At 70.4% G+C, this 17,851-nt stretch carries 18 protein-coding genes; 7 read left to right on the top strand and 11 right to left on the bottom strand.

What is annotated here, in order from left to right:
* Nucleotides 1-91 precede the first annotated feature (91 nt).
* The 3 genes from IE226_RS01330 to IE226_RS01320 form a co-directional block, all read right to left on the bottom strand.
* Nucleotides 92-1,570 (bottom strand): integrin alpha, encoded by a 1,479-nt coding sequence (locus tag IE226_RS01330; RefSeq protein WP_190079044.1) that lies wholly within the window; start codon nucleotides 1,568-1,570, stop codon nucleotides 92-94.
* A gap of 676 nt (nucleotides 1,571-2,246) precedes the next feature.
* Nucleotides 2,247-4,640, bottom strand: a complete 2,394-nt coding sequence (locus IE226_RS01325) for an ATP-binding cassette domain-containing protein (RefSeq protein ID WP_190079043.1) — start codon at nucleotides 4,638-4,640, stop codon at nucleotides 2,247-2,249.
* Nucleotides 4,641-4,808: 168 nt separating this feature from the next.
* Entirely contained in the window at nucleotides 4,809-5,219 is a 411-nt protein-coding gene (locus IE226_RS01320; protein ID WP_190079042.1) for a VOC family protein, read from the bottom strand.
* Nucleotides 5,220-5,326: 107 nt separating this feature from the next.
* Between IE226_RS01320 and IE226_RS01315 the strand changes: the two genes are divergently transcribed.
* Nucleotides 5,327-5,881 carry an SMI1/KNR4 family protein gene (locus IE226_RS01315; protein WP_229870297.1) on the top strand — a complete coding sequence of 185 codons (555 nt, stop codon included), beginning with the start codon at nucleotides 5,327-5,329 and terminating at the stop codon, nucleotides 5,879-5,881.
* Between the two features lie 145 nt (nucleotides 5,882-6,026).
* On the opposite strand, the gene IE226_RS45185 is transcribed toward IE226_RS01315, so the two are convergent.
* The 3 genes from IE226_RS45185 to IE226_RS01305 form a co-directional block, all read right to left on the bottom strand.
* Nucleotides 6,027-6,104, bottom strand: a complete 78-nt coding sequence (locus IE226_RS45185) for a 50S ribosomal protein bL37 (protein ID WP_370443954.1) — start codon at nucleotides 6,102-6,104, stop codon at nucleotides 6,027-6,029.
* 142 nt (nucleotides 6,105-6,246) lie between these two features.
* Nucleotides 6,247-6,924, bottom strand: coding sequence for a cysteine hydrolase family protein (locus IE226_RS01310; RefSeq protein WP_190079041.1), 678 nt, complete (start codon nucleotides 6,922-6,924; stop codon nucleotides 6,247-6,249).
* Between the two features lie 110 nt (nucleotides 6,925-7,034).
* A complete protein-coding gene (locus IE226_RS01305; RefSeq protein WP_190079040.1) occupies nucleotides 7,035-8,027 on the bottom strand; it encodes a GlxA family transcriptional regulator in 993 nt (330 codons plus the stop codon).
* A gap of 176 nt (nucleotides 8,028-8,203) precedes the next feature.
* Between IE226_RS01305 and IE226_RS01300 the strand changes: the two genes are divergently transcribed.
* The 3 genes from IE226_RS01300 (at nucleotide 8,204) to IE226_RS01290 (ending at nucleotide 10,471) form a co-directional block, all read left to right on the top strand.
* Nucleotides 8,204-9,283, top strand: a complete 1,080-nt coding sequence (locus IE226_RS01300) for a methyltransferase (protein WP_190079039.1) — start codon at nucleotides 8,204-8,206, stop codon at nucleotides 9,281-9,283.
* 140 nt (nucleotides 9,284-9,423) lie between these two features.
* Nucleotides 9,424-10,089: a hypothetical protein gene (locus IE226_RS01295; protein WP_190079038.1), complete on the top strand. Its 666-nt coding sequence runs from the start codon at nucleotides 9,424-9,426 to the stop codon at nucleotides 10,087-10,089.
* Nucleotides 10,090-10,228: 139 nt separating this feature from the next.
* Nucleotides 10,229-10,471: a DUF6411 family protein gene (locus IE226_RS01290; protein WP_190079037.1), complete on the top strand. Its 243-nt coding sequence runs from the start codon at nucleotides 10,229-10,231 to the stop codon at nucleotides 10,469-10,471.
* Nucleotides 10,472-10,509: 38 nt separating this feature from the next.
* On the opposite strand, the gene IE226_RS01285 is transcribed toward IE226_RS01290, so the two are convergent.
* A complete protein-coding gene (locus tag IE226_RS01285; protein WP_190079036.1) occupies nucleotides 10,510-10,995 on the bottom strand; it encodes an NUDIX hydrolase in 486 nt (161 codons plus the stop codon).
* 109 nt (nucleotides 10,996-11,104) lie between these two features.
* Here IE226_RS01285 and IE226_RS01280 point away from each other — a divergent pair, with 109 nt between their 5' ends.
* Nucleotides 11,105-12,316, top strand: coding sequence for a cytochrome P450 family protein (locus IE226_RS01280; protein ID WP_190079035.1), 1,212 nt, complete (start codon nucleotides 11,105-11,107; stop codon nucleotides 12,314-12,316).
* 53 nt (nucleotides 12,317-12,369) lie between these two features.
* On the opposite strand, the gene IE226_RS01275 is transcribed toward IE226_RS01280, so the two are convergent.
* The 3 genes from IE226_RS01275 to IE226_RS01265 form a co-directional block, all read right to left on the bottom strand.
* A complete protein-coding gene (locus tag IE226_RS01275) occupies nucleotides 12,370-12,696 on the bottom strand; it encodes an STAS domain-containing protein (protein ID WP_190079034.1) in 327 nt (108 codons plus the stop codon).
* Nucleotides 12,697-12,867: 171 nt separating this feature from the next.
* Nucleotides 12,868-13,485: a TOPRIM nucleotidyl transferase/hydrolase domain-containing protein gene (locus tag IE226_RS01270; RefSeq protein WP_190079033.1), complete on the bottom strand. Its 618-nt coding sequence runs from the start codon at nucleotides 13,483-13,485 to the stop codon at nucleotides 12,868-12,870.
* Nucleotides 13,486-13,538: 53 nt separating this feature from the next.
* Nucleotides 13,539-14,420 (bottom strand): LysR family transcriptional regulator, encoded by an 882-nt coding sequence (locus IE226_RS01265; protein ID WP_190079032.1) that lies wholly within the window; start codon nucleotides 14,418-14,420, stop codon nucleotides 13,539-13,541.
* A gap of 80 nt (nucleotides 14,421-14,500) precedes the next feature.
* Here IE226_RS01265 and IE226_RS01260 point away from each other — a divergent pair, with 80 nt between their 5' ends.
* Nucleotides 14,501-15,031 (top strand): cupin domain-containing protein, encoded by a 531-nt coding sequence (locus IE226_RS01260; protein WP_190079031.1) that lies wholly within the window; start codon nucleotides 14,501-14,503, stop codon nucleotides 15,029-15,031.
* On the top strand, nucleotides 15,028-15,390 hold the full coding sequence (locus tag IE226_RS01255) for a DoxX family protein (RefSeq protein WP_190079030.1): 363 nt from the start codon (nucleotides 15,028-15,030) through the stop codon (nucleotides 15,388-15,390). The genes IE226_RS01260 and IE226_RS01255 overlap by 4 nt, the downstream gene beginning before the upstream one ends.
* 23 nt (nucleotides 15,391-15,413) lie before the next feature.
* On the opposite strand, the gene IE226_RS01250 is transcribed toward IE226_RS01255, so the two are convergent.
* On the bottom strand, nucleotides 15,414-17,825 hold the full coding sequence (locus tag IE226_RS01250) for a phosphoketolase family protein (protein WP_190079029.1): 2,412 nt from the start codon (nucleotides 17,823-17,825) through the stop codon (nucleotides 15,414-15,416).
* Nucleotides 17,826-17,851 lie beyond the last annotated feature (26 nt).

The raw sequence follows: 17,851 nt of genomic DNA, 5'->3' as shown, positions 1-17,851 counted from the left end.
CATGGCCGCGATCATACGTAGCCACGCAGAGGCGCCCGTGGGCACGTGAAGGCACACGCTGCCCGCTCACGACTGCCTCCGGAGTGACGCCCTACTCGTCGATCGCCGCGCCGAACGCCGCGCCCTTGCCCGGTGCGCCAAGGGACTCCGCGCCGTACGTCCAGGAGCCCGCCGCGGTGATGCCGCTCGCCCCCGCCGAGAGGACCCAGATCACTCCGTCACCGGCGTTCTCGCCGGGCGCGGCGGCCAGGAGACCGAAGCGGCCGTCGCTGTTCGGGTCGGTCAGGCGCACCTGGCCACCCCACTTGTCGCCCTTCTCGGGGACACCGGAGATGTCCGCGGAGTCCTGGTCCCAGGACTTGGCACCGACCCCCGTCAGACCGGCTTGCGAGCCGCGCAGCACCCAGACCGCCCCGGCGTCCGCGACCGTGCCGATGTCCTCGCCCGGCGCGCCGATCGCGACGTCCGCGTAACCGTCGCCGTTCGTGTCCGCCACGGACAGGTCGCCGCCCCAGCCGTCACCGCGCTCGGCGACGCCGGGCACGTCCACGCTGTCCTGCGTCCACCACTTGGCCTCATCCTTGAGACCGTCCGCGCCGCCGTAGCGGACGCCCACCAGGCCGCCGGTCAGCGTTTCGCCGCCGTCGTCCGGGGAGTTGGGCTCTCCGGTCACCAGGTCGTCGTAGCCGTCGTGGTCGATGTCGCCGGACGCGGTCACGGGCCCGCCGCGCAGATCGTGCTCGTACTTGAGTCCGTCGGCGTTGCCCGAGAAGTACGCGGACCAGCCGTGTCCCGGCTCTTCGCCCACTGTCAGGCCGGACACTACGAGGTCGGCGTAGCCGTTGTCGTCGTAGTCGCCGGTGGTGAGCGACTTCGGCACGATGTCGCGCTGCTCGGCCGCCGCGGCGAGTGGCTCGGTGGCCTGGCGCCGCAGCGGCGCCCGGCCGTCGGCCTGCGGCGCCGCCTCGTACGCGAAGAGCTCCAGGTCGTCCCGGTCCAGTACGGCGAGAATGTCGCCCGGTGTCTCGCCGGTGAGGTGCGCCGCGGCGAGGCTGGAACCGAACTGCTCGCCCTTGGTGGGCTCCTGGGTCTCCAGCCAGTCGCTGTTGTCGCCGCTGAGACCCTCCTTCGAGCCCCACAGGATCGCGACACCACCGGCGTCGGCCGTGTCGCCGATGTCCTCGCCGGGGATGCCGACGATCGCGTCGTCGTAGCCGTCGGCGTCCAGGTCACCGGTGGCGACGGCCTTCCCGAAGCCGTCACCCGCCTCGGCGGCGCCCGCGACGCCGGCCGTCGACTGGCTGAACCGGGCGACGGAGGTGGTGTTCATGCCTCTGGAAGAGCCGTACTGCGCCGTGACGAGACCGGCGCCCTGCTGGCCGCTGACCGTTGCCCCGGGGGCTCCGACCAGCACGTCTTCGTATCCGTCGCCGTTGAAGTCACTGTTGCGGTCATCGGCGTGCGTACCCCCGGGGGTGCCGGCGACAGCGGAGGGGGCGGCGGCGATGCCTGCCCCGGTCAGAAGGAGGAATGAGGCCGCGGCGAGGGCGGCCGAACGGTTCTTGCGCACGAGCGGCTCCTGTAAAGGAAAGTGGCCGGGCAAGCGCGAGGGTGTCCGGAAAGGGCCCGTTCCTTGTCCGGCGCCCTGTTCGACACCGGATGGGGCACAAGGGTTGTACGCGCCCTCGGTTTTCCGTGTTCGCACCGGTGCCCGCTCAGCGCCATCTGCCGTTGGCTCGCCGCCCGCGCACGGCCCGCGACCCCGCTCCCGTCAGGCGACACAGACGCCCACCGCGCTCACCGCACTCCCCCGCACGGCGGCGACCGGCGGCCGGTCAGCCCCTGTGGAACAGGTCCTGCGGATCGACCCGCTCCCATCGCGAGCGCGGGGCGGGCGCGCGCGGCACCTCCCGGCCCTGGTCGAGCCACTCGCGCACCAGCGCGTCGTAGAGGGGGGATTGCGAAGGGGCGCCTCCGCCACCGACTCTTGTCTCTGCACGCGGGGTCCGCGGCGAAGGGACCCCGCTCCCCGCATCACTCATGCCCAGTGCAACGATCCTCTCCGCTCCCGGCAACGCCGCCTTACGGCAGGAAGCCCGTGGCATGCCCATGCCACGGGCTTTATGGCCCAGCAAATGCAGGTTACTGACTCAGTGGATCGTCTGCGTGCAATCTGCGATTTCGTACCCAAACGAGAGGATCCGGGCAGCGGTCCTGGTGGCCGCCCGCTGCCCGGAGTGCCTCACTCAGGCGCCGACGTATGCCGCGAGATGCTCGCCGGTGAGGGTGGAGCGGTCCGCGACCAGGGCGGCGGGCGTGCCCTCGAAGACGATCTTTCCGCCGTCGTGCCCGGCGCCCGGACCGAGGTCGATGATCCAGTCCGCGTGCGCCATGACCGCCTGGTGGTGCTCGATGACGACGACGGACTTACCGGAGTCGACGATCCGGTCGAGCAGGGCGAGCAGTTGCTCGACATCGGCCAGATGCAGACCGGTGGTCGGTTCGTCCAGGACGTAGACGCCGCCCTTGTCTCCCATGTGGGTGGCCAGCTTGAGCCGCTGGCGCTCGCCGCCCGACAGCGTGGTGAGCGGCTGGCCGAGGCTGATGTAGCCGAGCCCGACGTCGGAGAGCCGTTCGAGGATCTTGTGTGCGGCCGACGTGTGCGCCTCGCCCTTGGCGAAGAACTCCTCGGCCTCGGTCACCGACATCGCGAGGACCTCGCTGATGTCGCGCCCGCCGAAGGTGTATTCGAGGACCGACGGCTGGAACCGCTTGCCCTCGCAGTCCTCGCAGGTGCTCTCGACCCCGGCCATCATCCCCAGGTCGCTGTAGATGACCCCGGCGCCGTTGCACTCGGGGCAGGCGCCCTCCGAGTTGGCGCTGAACAGCGCCGGCTTCACGCCGTTGGCCTTGGCGAATGCCTTGCGGATCGGGTCGAGCAGTCCGGTGTACGTCGCCGGGTTGCTGCGCCGCGAGCCCTTGATCGGCGCCTGGTCGACCGCGATGACGCCCTCGGACGCGGGGATGGAGCCGTGGATCAGTGAGCTCTTGCCGGAGCCCGCGACGCCGGTGACGACGCAGAGCACTCCCAGCGGGACGTCGACGTCGACGCCCCGCAGGTTGTGACGGGTGGCTCCGCGGATCTCCAGCGTGCCGGCGGGCTCCCGCACCTTCTCCTTGAGCGCGGCCCGGTCGTCGAGGTGGCGGCCCGTGACGGTGTCGCCGGCCCGCAGCCCGTCGACGGTGCCCTCGAAACAGACGGCGCCGCCCGCCGTACCGGCGCCGGGGCCCAGGTCGACGACGTGGTCGGCGATCGCGATGGTCTCGGGCTTGTGCTCGACGACGAGGACCGTGTTGCCCTTGTCGCGCAGCCGCAGCAGCAGCTTGTTCATCCGCTCGATGTCGTGCGGGTGCAGCCCGATGGTGGGCTCGTCGAAGACGTACGTGACATCGGTGAGCGAGGAGCCGAGGTGGCGGATCATCTTGACGCGCTGTGCCTCACCGCCCGACAGCGTGCCCGCGGGTCGGTCGAGCGAGAGATAGCCGAGGCCGATCTCCACGAACGAGTCGAGGGTCTGCTGCAACGCGGTGAGCAGCGGAGCCACCGAGGGCTCGTCGAGGCCGCGGACCCACTCGGCGAGGTCGCGGATCTCCATCATGCAGGCGTCGGCGATGCTGATCCGATTGATCTTCGAGGTGCGGGCCCCCTCGCTGAGCCGGGTGCCCTCGCACTCGGGACAGGTGGTGAAGGTGACCGCCCGCTCCACGAACGCCCGGATGTGCGGCTGCATCGCCTCCTTGTCCTTGGACAGGAACGACTTCTGGATCTTGGGGATCAGCCCCTCGTAGGTGAGGTTGACTCCGTTCACCTTGACCTTGACGGGCTCTCCGTAGAGGAAGCTCTGCAGCTCCTTCTTGGTGTACCTGCGGATCGGCTTGTCGGGGTCCACGAAGCCGGACTGGGCGTAGACCTGCACGGTCCACTGGCTGTCCGACTTCCAGCCGGGGATGGTGAACGCGCCCTCCGAGAGCGACTTGGAGTCGTCGTAGAGCTGGGTGAGGTCGATGTCGGAGACCGAGCCGCGGCCCTCGCAGCGGTTGCACATGCCGCCGGTGCGGTTGAAGGTCGCCTTCTGTGCCTTGGTCTTGTTGCCGCGCTCGACGGTGATCGCGCCGCTGGCCCGGACCGATGCGGTGTTGAAGGAGTACGCGCTGGGCGGGCCGATGTGCGGCTTGCCGAGGCGGCTGAAGAGGATGCGCAGCATCGCGTTGGCGTCGGTGGCGGTGCCGACCGTGGAGCGCGGGTCGGCGCCCATCCGCTGCTGGTCGACGATGATCGCGGTCGTGAGACCGTCGAGTACGTCGACTTCGGGCCGGGCCAGCGTCGGCATGAAGCCCTGCACGAAGGCGCTGTAGGTTTCGTTGATCATCCGCTGTGACTCCGCGGCGATCGTGCTGAACACCAGCGAGCTCTTGCCCGAACCGGAGACACCGGTGAACACCGTCAGCCGGCGCTTGGGGATCTCGATGCTGACGTCCTTGAGATTGTTCACGCGCGCGCCGTGCACCCGGATCAAGTCGTGGCTGTCGGCGGCATGGAGCGCAGGCGACTGCGTGCTCTTCCTCGGGGCGGGGCTCATGGTCTCTCCATCTGTCGGGCGGAGCCGCCTGCGCGGTCTCCGTCGTTATCGCCTGGCCCGATCTGAACGGCATCGAGCAGTACGTCAGGTTTTACTTCGTCCGGCGAGTTTGCGGCAACGCTTCGCCGATATCCGTGGCCGCGAGCCGCAGTGATCTTCGCGGCCGGCTCAGCGGAGTTCTTGGATGCGCAGCAGATTGCCCGCGGGATCGCGCACGGCGCAGTCGCGCACGCCGTACGGCTGCTCGGTCGGCTGCTGGACGATCTCGGCGTTCTTGATCTGTAGTCGCGCGTAGGTGCCGTCGAGGTCGGCGGTGGCGAGCAGGATGCCGGCGTAGGTGCCCTTGGCCATCATCTCGGTGATGGTGCGGCGCTCGGCGTCGGTGATTCCGGGGCCTACGGCAGGCGGCTGCAGGACGAGGGAGACGTCGGGCCGGCCGACGGGCCCGACGGTGATCCAGCGCATCCCGTCGTATCCGATGTCGGCGCGGACCTCGAAGCCGAGGGTGTCGCGGTAGAAGGCAAGGGAGGCGCCGGGGTCGCTGTGCGGCAGGAAGCTCGCGTGAAGGGTGACGTCCATGGCAAGCACGCTAGGACGCGCCGCGGGACCGGCGCTTCTCGATTCCTGACCGGTATCGGCCCGGCACCGGCGGCAGGACGATCCGGCGGTCGGCCTAGGCTCGGCGCATGACAGAGCCGCCTCTTTCCAGGGCCGAGATAGCCGAGGCCGAGCGGGAGCTCGGCGTGACCTTCCCCAGGGGATACCGGACCTATCTGCGCAAGGTGAGCGCGGGCGGGACGACGGCCCGGCTGCGGCGGACCGGGAACGGATGGTGGTGGGACGGGAACGACGAGGAGCGGCGCGCGCTGCTGACGGTGCCGTTTCCGCATCCCTCTTCGTATGTCGAGGCCGACGACGAGCTGATGGACCGCGAACCGCGGCGCGAGGCGTTCGACGACGAGGCCGCATACCGCGCCGCGTGGCAGGTCTGGGACGACGAGGTCGGCCGGTTCGAGGACTGGAAGACAGCCGGTGCCGTCGTCCTCCAGGACAAGGGCTGCGGTTTCTCCACCCTGCTGGTCCTGACCGGCCCGCTGGCGGACACGGTGTGGTGGGACGGGCGGGCGACCTGCGACTTGATCGTCCCGCTGTCCCTCGACCACAGGCGCGGCCGACCGATCCGGTTCAAGCAGTGGCTGCGCCATGACTCGTGGGACCTGCTGCCCCCTGGCTGGGGATGATCTGCTGGTCCCTGGCCGGGGCTGAAGTGAGCCTCCGCGGGTGATCAACGCGAACCCCGGGCCGCCCGGGGAACGCCCCCGGCCGCCCGGAGAACGCCTCGGGGGCGGCACCGCTTGGTGCCGCCCCCGAGTGCCACGCCCGTCCTCAGGACTGGGGGCGGCTGCCGTGGTTCGCGCCGTTCTTGCGGCGGGCCTTCTTCTTGCGACGTCGCTTCGAGGACATGGTTACCTCCGTTGTTCCGGTGTTGCTTCCCGGGCATCAGCCCAGGCGATCATGCCGCGCTTACCCAGAACAAAGCCCCGTAATGACGTGTCCTACGTCACCGAATTCGCCACCCGTGGCGTCCCGCGCCCCGGGACAGCGCTCAGGCGGGCAGCTCGTCGACGGTGGGGACGACGATGCCGAACAGGTCGATGATGCTGGTCAGAGCGGCGGACTGAAGCGCGGCGGCGGGCAGAACGGTGCCGTCCGGGGCGGTGAGGGAGCGGGTGGCGGTGGCTTCGGCGACGACTGTGGGGCGGTAACCCAAATTGAAGGCTCCCTGCGTCGTGTAGTTGACGCACATGTGTGTCATAAAGCCGGCGAGGACCAGATCCCGCCCGCTGCCCGCGGCGAAACCCAGGTCGGTCAGCGTCTTCTCCAGCTCCGTGGCGTGGAAGGAGTTGGGGAACTGCTTGACCACGACCGCCTCGCCGTCCATGGGGGCGACCTCGTCGCTGATGGCTCCGATGTGGGCGCGGATGTCGTAGGGGGTGTTCTCGCCGCCGTCGTTGAGGATGTGGACGACCGGGGTGCCTTCGGCGCGGGCGCGCCGCAGGAGGCGGGCGCCCGCCGCGAGTGCGGTCTCGGCGCCGTCCAGGGCCATGACGCCGCTGCGGTAGGTGTTCTGGAAGTCGATCATGATCAGGGCGGATTCGCCCAGCCGGGGCGGCCGGCTGTCCAGGCCGATCACGTCGCGCAGCGTCGTGGAGGGCGTGGACGGGGCGGAGGGCTGGTCCGTCTGCGTGTGCGTGTGCGTGCTGTGCGTGCTGTGCGTGCTCATGATTGGGGGCCTTTCGTGTTTCGCGGTGCGTCACGGCATGCGGCATGGCGAAGCCGCGGGGCTCGCCCGCATGCCCGGAGGGTGTTGGTGTTGGTGTCGGGTGAAGGGGGTCAGGCGGTCTGGACGCGGAAGCGGCGGCGGTAGGCCGCCGGGGTGGTGGCGAGCTGCCGGTTGAAGGCCCGGTGCAGCGTCTCGACCGAGCCGAGCCCGGCAGCGGCGGCGACCTGGTCGAGCGGGCCGTCGGTGGTCTCCAGCAGGCGGCGCGCCACCTCTACGCGGGCGGCTTCGACGTAGTCGGCCGGGCTCGTACCCGTCTCCTGTTTGAACACCCTGGCGAAGTGCCGCTCGCTCAGGCACATCCGTTCCGACAGTGCCGCCGCCGAGAGGTCGGCGTCCAGGTGCTCGGCGATCCAGAGGCGCAGTTCGTCGATGTCGCGGCGGGCCGAGGCGGGGCGGCTGAGCGGCACCGAGAACTGGCTCTGGCCGCCCTGGCGTTTGAGGTACATCACCAGCTGCCGGGCCACCGAAAGGGCCACGTCCTCGCCCTGGTCCTCGGCCACCAGGGCCAGAGCCAGATCCAGGCAGGCGCTGATCCCCGCCCCGGTCCACAGCCGGCCCCGGTCGGTGCGTACGAAGATGGGGTCGGGGTCGACCGTGACGGCCGGGTGCTCGGCGGCCAGTTGGGCGGCGGTCGACCAGTGCGTGGTCGCCGTCTTGCCGTCCAGGAGCCCCGCCGCGGCGAGCACGTGCGCGCCCACGCACACCGACGCCACTCGGCGGGCCTGCGGGGCGGTGGCCCGCACCCACTCCACGACATCGGGGTCGATACGGGCGCTGGGGCCCTCGTCGGTCATGTCGACCGCACCGGGCACCAGCAGGGTGTCCACCCGCCCCCGGACCTCGTCGAAGCCCAGGTCGGCCACGATCCGCACGCCCGCCGACGTACGGACCTCACCGGCGAGCGGCCCGGCGAGGCGGACCTCGTAACCGGCGCGGCCCGCGGTCTCCCGGTTGGCCAGCGCGAAGACCTCGGCCGGGCCGGTGACGTCGAGGAGGTCGACATCGGGGAAGACCGCGATGACGACTCGTTGCGGAGTGGGCATGCACCCATCCTCGGCGCCGCCGCCCATGGCCGCAATGACGATTCCCTGTCACATCCGGACATGCCCGGGTGGCGGGAACATTCGTCCAATACGGCCCCTGCCGACACCCGCATGGTGGAGACCACGAGCCGAGGCGGGAGCACAACGCCTGCCCGGCATACGGAAGGGGAGCAACGATGACGGACGACGACACCACGGCGAGCGGGGCCACTGCGAGCGGGGCCGCGCCGAAGGACACCGAAGGCGACCGTGAACTGGTGGCACGGCTCGTGTTCGGGAGTCTGGCCGCGCAGACCGTCCGCGCGGCGGTCCGGCTGAGGGTGATGGAACTGATCGGCGACAAGGAGCGGTCGGCAGCCGAAGTGGCCGCCGACGCCGGAGCGCGTACCCAGCCCATGACCAGGCTGCTGCGCGCCTTGGCGAGCCTGGGCCTGCTGCGCGAACACACCGCGGGCTCCTTCTCGGTGACCCCCGCGGGCGCGCCCCTGGACTCCCGCCGTCCGGACTCGCTCACATCACTGGTGCGCATGTTCACCGAGCCGACGATGCTGCGGGCCTGGGAACGCCTGGACGACAGTGTCCGGACCGGTGACGTCGCGTTCGACGCGATCTTCGGCAAGGACTTCTTCGGTCACCTCAAGGAGTTCCCGGAGTTGTCCGCGGAGTTCAACGCGGCCATGAGCCAGGCCGTCATGGCGACGGCCACCGTCCTGCCGCACGCCTTCGACTTCGGCCGCTTCGGCTCCGTGACCGACGTCGGGGGCGGTGACGGCACCTTGCTGAGCGCGGTGCTCAGGGAGCACCCGAAACTGACCGGCGTCATCTACGACACCGAGGAGGGCCTGTCCCGGGCGCCGGCGACGCTGGAGCGGCAGGGGCTCACGGCGCGATGCTCGCCGGTGGCCGGCGACTTCTTCCACTCGGTTCCCGCGGGCTCGGACGTCTATCTGATGAAGAGCATCGTGCACGACTGGTCGGACGAGCAGGCGGTCACGATCCTGGCCCACTGCCGCGAGGTGATGCCGCCCGCAGGACGCGTACTGATCGTGGAGCCGGTGCTGCCCGAGGTCGTCGACGCCGGTACGGCGGGGCTCACGTATCTGACCGACCTGAACATGATGGTGAACGTGGGCGGCAGGGAACGGACGCGGGCCGATTTCGAGGACCTGTGCCGCCGGGCGGGCCTCTCTCTGGCCTCGGTGACCCCGCTGCCGCGGGCGGACCCGTACTTCCTCATCGAGGCGACAGCGGCGTGAGGGTGAGATGCGGGGCGCCGAGGTCCGGGTCGGCGAGGTCCGGGTCTGCACGCTGGATGGATCACGACCTGATGACATTGTGCACACTTCAATCGCATGTGGCATAACGTGTTCCGCCGGGATCAACCATGGGGGGACATATGCGCGTTCGCGCTACTACGGCCGCGACCGCGGCTGCGACGGCCATGCTGCTCGCCGCTCTGACCGCGTGCGGCGGCAGTGACGGCGGCAACGGCGGCGACAAGGCCGACGCGAAGTCGTCCGGCGGCTCGAAGGGCTCCTCGGCGAAGGACGTCGATTGCGGCGACAGCGGCATCAGTCAGGCCGACTGGATGAAGCACTGCTCCGACGAGGGCGCCGACAGCGCAGCGGACGGAACCGAGAAGAAGGCGACGGGCCTGAAGTTCGGCGGGTCATACACCTGGCCGGACGGACTGAAGGTCTCCGTCACCGAGGCGAAGGTGTTCACGGACCACGACTCCGAGCTGATGGAGTCCGCGGAGCCGGGCAACACCGACTTCCGCGTGAAGCTGAAGCTGACGAACTCGGGCAAGTCCGCCGTCGCCCTCGACGACCTGTCTCTCATCGTCGAGGGCGCGACGAATGGCGGTGAGGCGGCGCAGACCGCGTTCGAGAAGGGGGGCGCACCGCTCGAAGGGCGGCTGGCTCCAGGGGTGAGCGCGACGAAGACCAACGACAACGTGCTCGAGACGAAGTACGGCAAGAAGGTCGTCGTCATCGTGCAGCGCAACAGCGACGACTACAACCTGGACTTCCCGGAGTTCACGGGTTCCATCACCGGGTGATCCACCACTGGTGACAGTGCGACGGCGTCCCGGCGGTCAGGCCGCCGGGACGCATACACGCCGTACGGCAGGGCACTCGGGAGGAACGCCTCGACACAACTCGGCACCACCCGGCACAGCTCGACACAGGGAGCCCTTCGTGATCATTGTCGGCATAGTCGCTGTCTGCATCGTCCTGGCGGTCCTCGCCTTCTTCGTGCCCCGTCTCTCGCGGCACCCCGAGCGCGGCACCCAGCGCACCCTGGGTGCCGGTTCGCGCGCCGGCAGCAAGGCTCCCGGCATCCTGGGCCGGATCTTCAGCAAGCCGTTCCGCAGCAGTTCCAAGGCCGTGAGCCGCAGCGGCTCGGCCGGTCGGCGCAGCCGGGGCCGTATGCCCTTCTGACCCGCTGCCGCGCGTACGCCCTTCGCGGCCAACTCACCTCACGAAGCTCGGCGTTCACCACGCGGCCACGGGCCGTCCGGTGCCAGGGCGCCGAGCACGGCAAGCAACTGCGGCGGCTCCACCGGGTCGGGCAGCGAGCCCAGCTCCGACCACGCGATCCATACGTGCGTGTCCAGGCTTTCCCGCTCCTCGGGGAGCAGGCCGGTACGCGCGAGCGGAGGCTGCTCCTCGGCGAACCGGGCGAGGAAGAAGCACTCGGTCCCGGTGTACTGCCGGCCGTTCCACCGCACATCACGAGCGACCGGCACGGACCGGCCGTCGACCACGGCGGCCGGGTCGAGGCCGGTTTCCTCGGCCAGTTCACGCCGCGCGGCCATCAGCGGCGTCTCCCCCGGCTCGATGCCGCCGCCGGGCGGCTCCCAGAGCCAGGCCCCGTCGAACGGGTCACGCCAGCGCATGAGAAGCAGGCGCTGGGCAGCGTCCAGGCAGATGACTCGGGCGGCGGTCCGTCGCGTGGGCTCCATCGACCTGACGGTACGCGGACCACAAACGGGGAGCTGCCCCCACTTCATGTTACGGTCACCCCTGACGCGTAAACGGGGAGCTGTCCCCATTTCTGTCCGGGAGCCGTCCATGCCCACGCAGCACCAGCACGCCACCGTCCGACTCACCGATTTCACCGACGACTTCACCGCCGACCCATACTCCGCCTTCGCCGCCCTGCGCTCCCGCGGAGCGGTCCACCACGCACGCTTCCCCACCGGGGACGAGTCGTGGCTCGTGATCGGGCACGAGGAAGTACGCGCCGCGTTCGCCGACCCCCGGCTGCGCAATGACGTGCGGCACTCGGCCGACTTCGAGGACGACGGGCTGTACGCCGTGGGCAGCAACATGCTCCAGGTCGACCCGCCCGACCACACCCGCCTGCGGACCCTGGTGGCCCGCGAGTTCACCGCACGCCGCGTCCAGGCACTGCGGCCCCGCATCCAGGAGGCGGCCGACGCGCTCCTGGACGCCGTGGCCGCCGACGGCCGCGCCGACCTCGTGGCCGCATACGCCTATCCCCTGCCGCTCACCATCATCTGCGAGCTGCTGGGCGTGCCGGAAGCGGACCGGACCGCCTTCCGGGAGTGGTCCACGAAGGTCGTCTCCCTCGACGACGCGGAGGAGTCCGCCCGCGCCTCACAGGAGATGGCCGTCTACCTCGCGGGCCTCGCGGAGAAGAAGCGGCAGCTGCCGGACGCGGCGGAGAGCGACCTGCTGCACGCCCTGGTCCGCGCCCACGACGGGGGCGACGGCGACCGGCTGGCACCCGGGGAACTCCTCGGCATGGCCTTCCTGTTGCTCGTCGCCGGGCACGAGACCACCGTCAACCTCATCGCCGGCGCCGTACACCTGCTGCTCGGCCATCCCGAGCAGCTCGCCGCCCTCCGTGCCGACCCCGGATTGCTGCAAGGCGCCGTGGAGGAGACGCTCCGCTACGAGTCGCCCGCGCCGGCGGGTACGTACCGCTACGCCGCCGAACCCATCGACCTCGGCGGCGTCCGGATACCGGCGGGCGCGCGCGTCGTGCTCTCCATCGCCGCCGCCAACCGCGATCCCGCGCGCTTCCCCGACCCCGAACGGTTCGACATCCGCCGGGACCCGGCCACGACCCGCGCCCATCTCGCCTTCGGGCACGGACTCCACCACTGCCTGGGCGCCCCACTGGCCCGCCTGGAGGCGACCTTGGCCCTGCGCGCCCTGCTTGACCGCTTCCCCCGCCTGGACTTCGACGGTGACGGCACCCCGCGGTGGCGCACCAGTCTCATGCGGAGCCTGCGTGAGGTGCCGGTGCGCTGGTAGACACCGGCCCGCATGCTCACCGCGGCAAGCGGCAAGCGGCAAGGAGCACACGGCTATCGAGGTTCGATGAACGGCAGGAGCTCCACCAGCCGGGTCAGACCGAGCGCCTCATGGACGCAGTCGCTCGCCGCGGTGAGCGAGAGGCTGCCGCTGGCGTGGCCGGCCGCGTGCCGCATGCCGAGGAGAGCGAAGAGACTGCCGCTGTCACACCAGGTCACCCCGGTGAGGTCTATCAGCAGATGCCGCTGGCCCGCCTCGAGTTCGTAGACGACGGTGTCGCTCAGCTTGCCCACGTTGACGACGTCCAGTTCACCGGACAGGACCAGCGTGAGGAACGGCGGGTTGTCGGACACGCTCTCCCGGATGGTCAATCGGTCCATAACCGTAGCTTGCGCTCAATCGGTTCCCCCCAAGCCCTAATCGGCAAACGTAGGCCCACTCGGTTACCCGGTCACGGACGAAGTTGACGAAGCCGGCGAAGGCACGGGACGACGGCCGGTCAGGTCCGCTCTCGCCGCGTCACCGGCTCGCCGCGACACAGCGTCGCCGCCTCACAGGCTAGCGAGGAGGCCGTCGAGCGGGGCCGGGGTACGGGACGGGTCGAGGGCCTCGACGAGGAGGCTGCCGTAGCGGATCTTGCGGCCCTTCTTCGTGCCGAGGAAGCGCCGCAACTGCTGCTGCCGGGAGCGGCCGTGCTGTGCGGGCTGGCGCACGAAGGTCTGCCAGGCCCGCAGGTCGCCCTCGGCCCGTACGGCCTCCTCGACCGCGGCGGTGCCCAGGGCTCGGATGAGTTCGTCCTCCAGGTCCGACACGCACACGAAGAAGTCCCGGTGCGGCGCCCCTGCCCGCTCCAGACCGCGGTCGTAGAACCGCTGCTCGTTCTCGTCGCACAGTCCCGCCAGGCGCAGGTCCAGGCCGGGCGGTCCGAGGAGTTCGGCGTAGCGGCCGATGCTCATCGCCCCGCCCATCGACACGACACACACACCTTCGGCGGCCAGGTCACGACCGCGCCGTGCGGCCAGCGCCTCAACGGCCGCGAGATCACTGGGGCCTTCGAGCAGCACCGCGGTGCGCACCCCCACCCGTTCGGCCAGATCGCCCGCCGGCCCGCCGGGGCCGCCCGCCGCCCAGTCGCTCACCGCGTCCCGGAACGCCCGCATGTCCGCCATGCAGCGAGTCTGCACTGTTCGGCGACGACGCGGCACGGAATTGGCCGACGGCCTCACTCGCCACGTCCGGCACCTCCGCCTGTCCCGTCACGGTAGGCGGCGATCGCGGTCTGTACGAACGAGCGGATCAGCGGATTCGGGTCGCCTTCCTTCCATGCCGCCACCACGCGGCTCGGCGGCATGTCGCGCAACGGCACCACCTGGAGCCCGTCCCCCGGTTCGTGGTCCAGGAGGGTCATGCCGACGGTGCCGTTCCAGAGAACCGCCTGCTTGCACTCCACGACGGCGCGCACCACCGGGCCCCGGCGAGGTTCTCCGCCGTTCCAGTACGCCTGCCAGAGCGGGTCGGTGCCTTCGGGGAAGACGAACCAGCGGCGGTCGGCCAGATCGGCCGGCCCGAGGCTGTCGCGGCGGGCCAGCGGATCGTCGGTGCGCAGCAGAGCGCCCACCGGATCGGCGCGCAGTTCGTGCACGGTCAGGCCCGTCTCGTCGAACGGCCCCCGGGTCAGGGCGACATCGACAAGGCCGGCGTGCAGTCCGCAGGTCGGGTCGGTCAGGTCGGTCTCGCGGACGCGGATCTCGACCCGCGGGTGCCTCCGGCGGTAGGCACCGGCAAGACGGGTCACGCCCGGGTCGGTGCTGTCCCCCAGGATGCCGACGGTGAGGGTCGCGGCGCCGGCCGCGGCGGCCACGCGCTCGCGCACCCGCTCCGCCTGTTCGAGCAGGGCCCGCGCCTCGTCGAGCAGTACCGCACCCACCGGGGTGAGCGTGACACCGGCGGGCGCCCGGTCGAACAGCGCGGCGCCGATCTCGGTCTCCAGCTGCTTGATCGCCCGGCTCAGCGGCGGCTGGCTCATGTGCAGGCGGACCGCGGCCCGGCCGAAGTGCAGTTCCTCGGCCACCGCCACGAAATAACGCAGCGCGCGTAGCTCCATGCTGCGACGATACCCGTTGGGTATCGGGATCACGGAACAGGTCTTGGACGCCGGCTGCGCCCCGGATGTGGGATCGGAGCATGAGTGACGAACCAATGACGAGTGACGCGTTGACCCCGGCGAACCACCCCGCCGTATCGGTGGTGGGGCCGGGCGACGGCGAGACGATAGTTTTGGGCACCACGCGGCTGCGCGTCCTCGAGGACGGCGGCAACACCAAGCACCGCCTCGGACTCGCCGAGTCGATCCTCGCGCCGCACACGCCCGGACCGGCGCAGCACCGGCACGCCCGGCACGACGAGGGTTTCTACGTCATCTCCGGCACCGTGCGGTTCACGGTCGGCGAGAAGGAGTACGACGCGACCGCCGGAACGCTCGTGATGGTTCCGCCCGGCGCACCGCACACCTTCGCCAACACGACCGACCAGCGGGCCGTGATGCTCAGCATCTTCACGCCGGATCTGTACGTGCAGTACTTCAGGGACCTGCAAGCGATGATCGCCGACGGGCAGGCGTTGACTCCCGAGGCGAACATCCGCGTGATGAGCCGTTACGCCACCGAGCCCGTCACCGAACCCGTCACCGACCTCGCCGCTGGCGGGAAGGCATGAACATCGCCTACTGGATCCTCGCGGGCCTGCTCTGCCTGTTCTACCTCTACGGAGGCGGGGTGAAGCTGGTGCGGAGCCGTGAGCAGCTGCGGCCGATGATGGCCTGGGTGGACAGCACGCCGATGCCCGCCGTCAGGGCCATCGGGGCGATCGAAGTGCTCGGGGCGATCGGGTTGATCCTGCCGCCGCTGACCGGCATCGCGCCCTGGCTGGCCCTGGTCGCGGCCGTCGGGTTCGTGGTCCTGCAGATCGGCGCGACCAGGGTCCACCTCCGCCTCGGCGACCGCCGGATCGCCCTCAACATCACGCTCCTTCTCGCCGCGTGCGTGACCGGCTGGCTGGCGACAACGTGGCTTTGAGCAGCGTGAGCGATCAGTCCTGATCAGTCCTGCCAGGACCAGTCCCGCACCTCCGGCAGGTCGACGCCGTGGGTGCGCACGTAGGCGCGGTGGCTCAGCCGCTTGTCCTCCATCTGCTGGCGCACCTCGACCGCCCGGACGCCCAGGCCAGGCACCCGGTCGATGACGTCCATGACAAGGCGGAAGCGGTCCAGGTCGTTGGCGACCACCATGTCGAAGGGCGTCGTGGTCGTACCGCGTTCCTTGTATCCGCGGACGTGGATGTGCGGGTGGACCGCGCGCCGGTAGGCAAGGCGGTGCACCAGCCACGGGTAGCCGTGGAAGCCGAAGATGACCGGCTTGTCACGGGTGAACAGCGCGTCGAACTCGGCGTCGGGCATGCCGTGCGGGTGCTCCCCCTCCGGCATCAGCCGCGCGACGTCCACCACGTTGACCACGCGCACCGAAAGCTCCGGCAGGTACGTGCGCAGCAGGAGCGCGGCCGCGAGGATCTCCAGGGTGGGCACATCCCCGGCACAGGCCAGTACGACGTCCGGCTCCCGGTCGCGCGTCTCGTTGCCGGCCCAGGTCCATACCCCGGCACCCCGCGCGCAGTGCTCCCGTGCTTCGTCCAGGCTCAGCCAGTCGAAGCCGGACTGTTTGCCGGCCACGATCACGTTGACGTAGTCGCGTGAGGCCAGGCAGTGCTCGGCGGTGGAGAGCAACGTGTTGGTGTCCGGCGGCAGGTAGACCCGTACCGCCTCGGGGCTCTTGTTCAGGACGTGTCCGATGAATCCGGGGTCCTGGTGCGAGAAACCGTTGTGGTCCTGCCGCCACACATGGGAGGTCAGCAGGTAGTTCAGCGAGGCGATCGGCGCCCGCCAGGGCAGCTCGCGGGTGGTGCGCAGCCACTTGATGTGCTGGTTGACCATCGAGTCGACGATGTGCACGAACGCCTCGTAGCAGGAGAAGAGCCCGTGGCGTCCCGTAAGGAGGTAGCCTTCCAGCCAGCCCTGGCAGGTGTGCTCGGAGAGGATCTCCATCGAGCGCCCGTGCCGGGAGAGATGCTCGTCGACGTCGTAGATCTCCTCCTGCCAGGCCTTTCCGGACGCGCCGTAGACCGCGTCGAGCCGGTTGGAGGCGGTCTCGTCCGGGCCGACGAGCCGGAAGTCGCGTCGTTCGGCGGTGTCGGCCATCACCTGCCGCAGGTAGCCGCCGAGTACCCGGGTCGGCTCGTTGATGCTGCCGCCGGGCTTGTCCACGGCGACCGCGAACTCTTCGAGCGGCCGCAGGGGCAGCGAGCGCAGGAGCAGCCCGCCGTTGGCGTGCGGGTTGGCGCCGAGGCGCAGGTTGCCCTGCGGGGCGATGTCGACGAGACCGGCAGCCGGGCGTCCCTCGTCGTCGAAGAGTTCCTCCGGCCGGTAGGAGCGCAGCCACTCCTCCAGCTGGCGGCGGTGCTCGGCGCTCTCCCTGACGTTGGACAGCGGCACCTGGTGGGACCGCCACGTGCCCTCCACCGGCTTGCCGTCCACCGTTTTGGGGCCGGTCCAGCCCTTCGGGGTGCGCAGCACGATCATGGGCCAGCGCGGTGCGGGGGCGTCCTTGCCACGCTCGGTTTCTCCGGCGGCCCCGGCGGTGCGCTGGATCTCGGCGATGCTGTCGAGGCAGCGGTCGAGGGCGAGGGCGAAATCGCGGTGGACCGTCATGGGGTCGTCGCCGGTGACGTGCACGGGCTCGTATCCGTAGCCGCGCATCAGCTCGTCGAGCTGACTCTCGGGAAGCCTGGCCGGGATCGTCGGGTTGGCGATCTTGTAGCCGTTCAGGTGCAGGATGGGGAGGACCGCGCCGTCGTGCACCGGGTCGAGGAAGGCGTTGGAGTGCCAGGAGGCGGCCAGCGGCCCGGTCTCGGACTCTCCGTCGCCGATGACGCACACGGACAGCAGGTCCGGGTTGTCGAACGCGGCGCCGTGGGCGTGCGAGAGGGAGTAGCCGAGCTCGCCGCCCTCGTGGATGGAGCCGGGTGTCTCGGGTGCGACATGGCTGGGCACTCCGCCGGGGAACGAGAACTGACGGAAGAGCCGGGCCATTCCCTCGCCGTCGCGGGTGACGTCGGGGTAGGTCTCGGTGTACGTGCCGTCCAGCCAGGAGTTGGCCAGTACCGCGGGCCCGCCGTGGCCGGGGCCCCAGATGCAGACGGTGTCCAGGTTGCGCGCCTTGATGACCCGGTTGAGGTGGGCGTGCACCAGGTTGAGGCCGGGCGAGGTGCCGAAGTGGCCGAGCAGCCGCGGCTTGATGTCCTCGACCTCCAGGGGCCGCCGCAGAAGGGCGTTGTCCATGAGGTAGATCTGGCCCACCGAGAGGTAGTTGGCCGCCCGCCAATACCGTTCGAGATCCTGGAGTTCGGCGTCGGAGGGGGGTTCGGCGGCTGCGGTCGGGGTCACCGCGGGGTCGCCCATGGCTGCTCCTTACGAGGGGGACGGCC

This window comes from Streptomyces longisporoflavus (assembly GCF_014649775.1).
GTDB lineage: Bacteria > Actinomycetota > Actinomycetes > Streptomycetales > Streptomycetaceae > Streptomyces > Streptomyces longisporoflavus.
The sequence above is the reverse complement of the archived record's forward strand: the minus strand, read 5'-3'. Positions and strand labels throughout refer to the sequence as shown.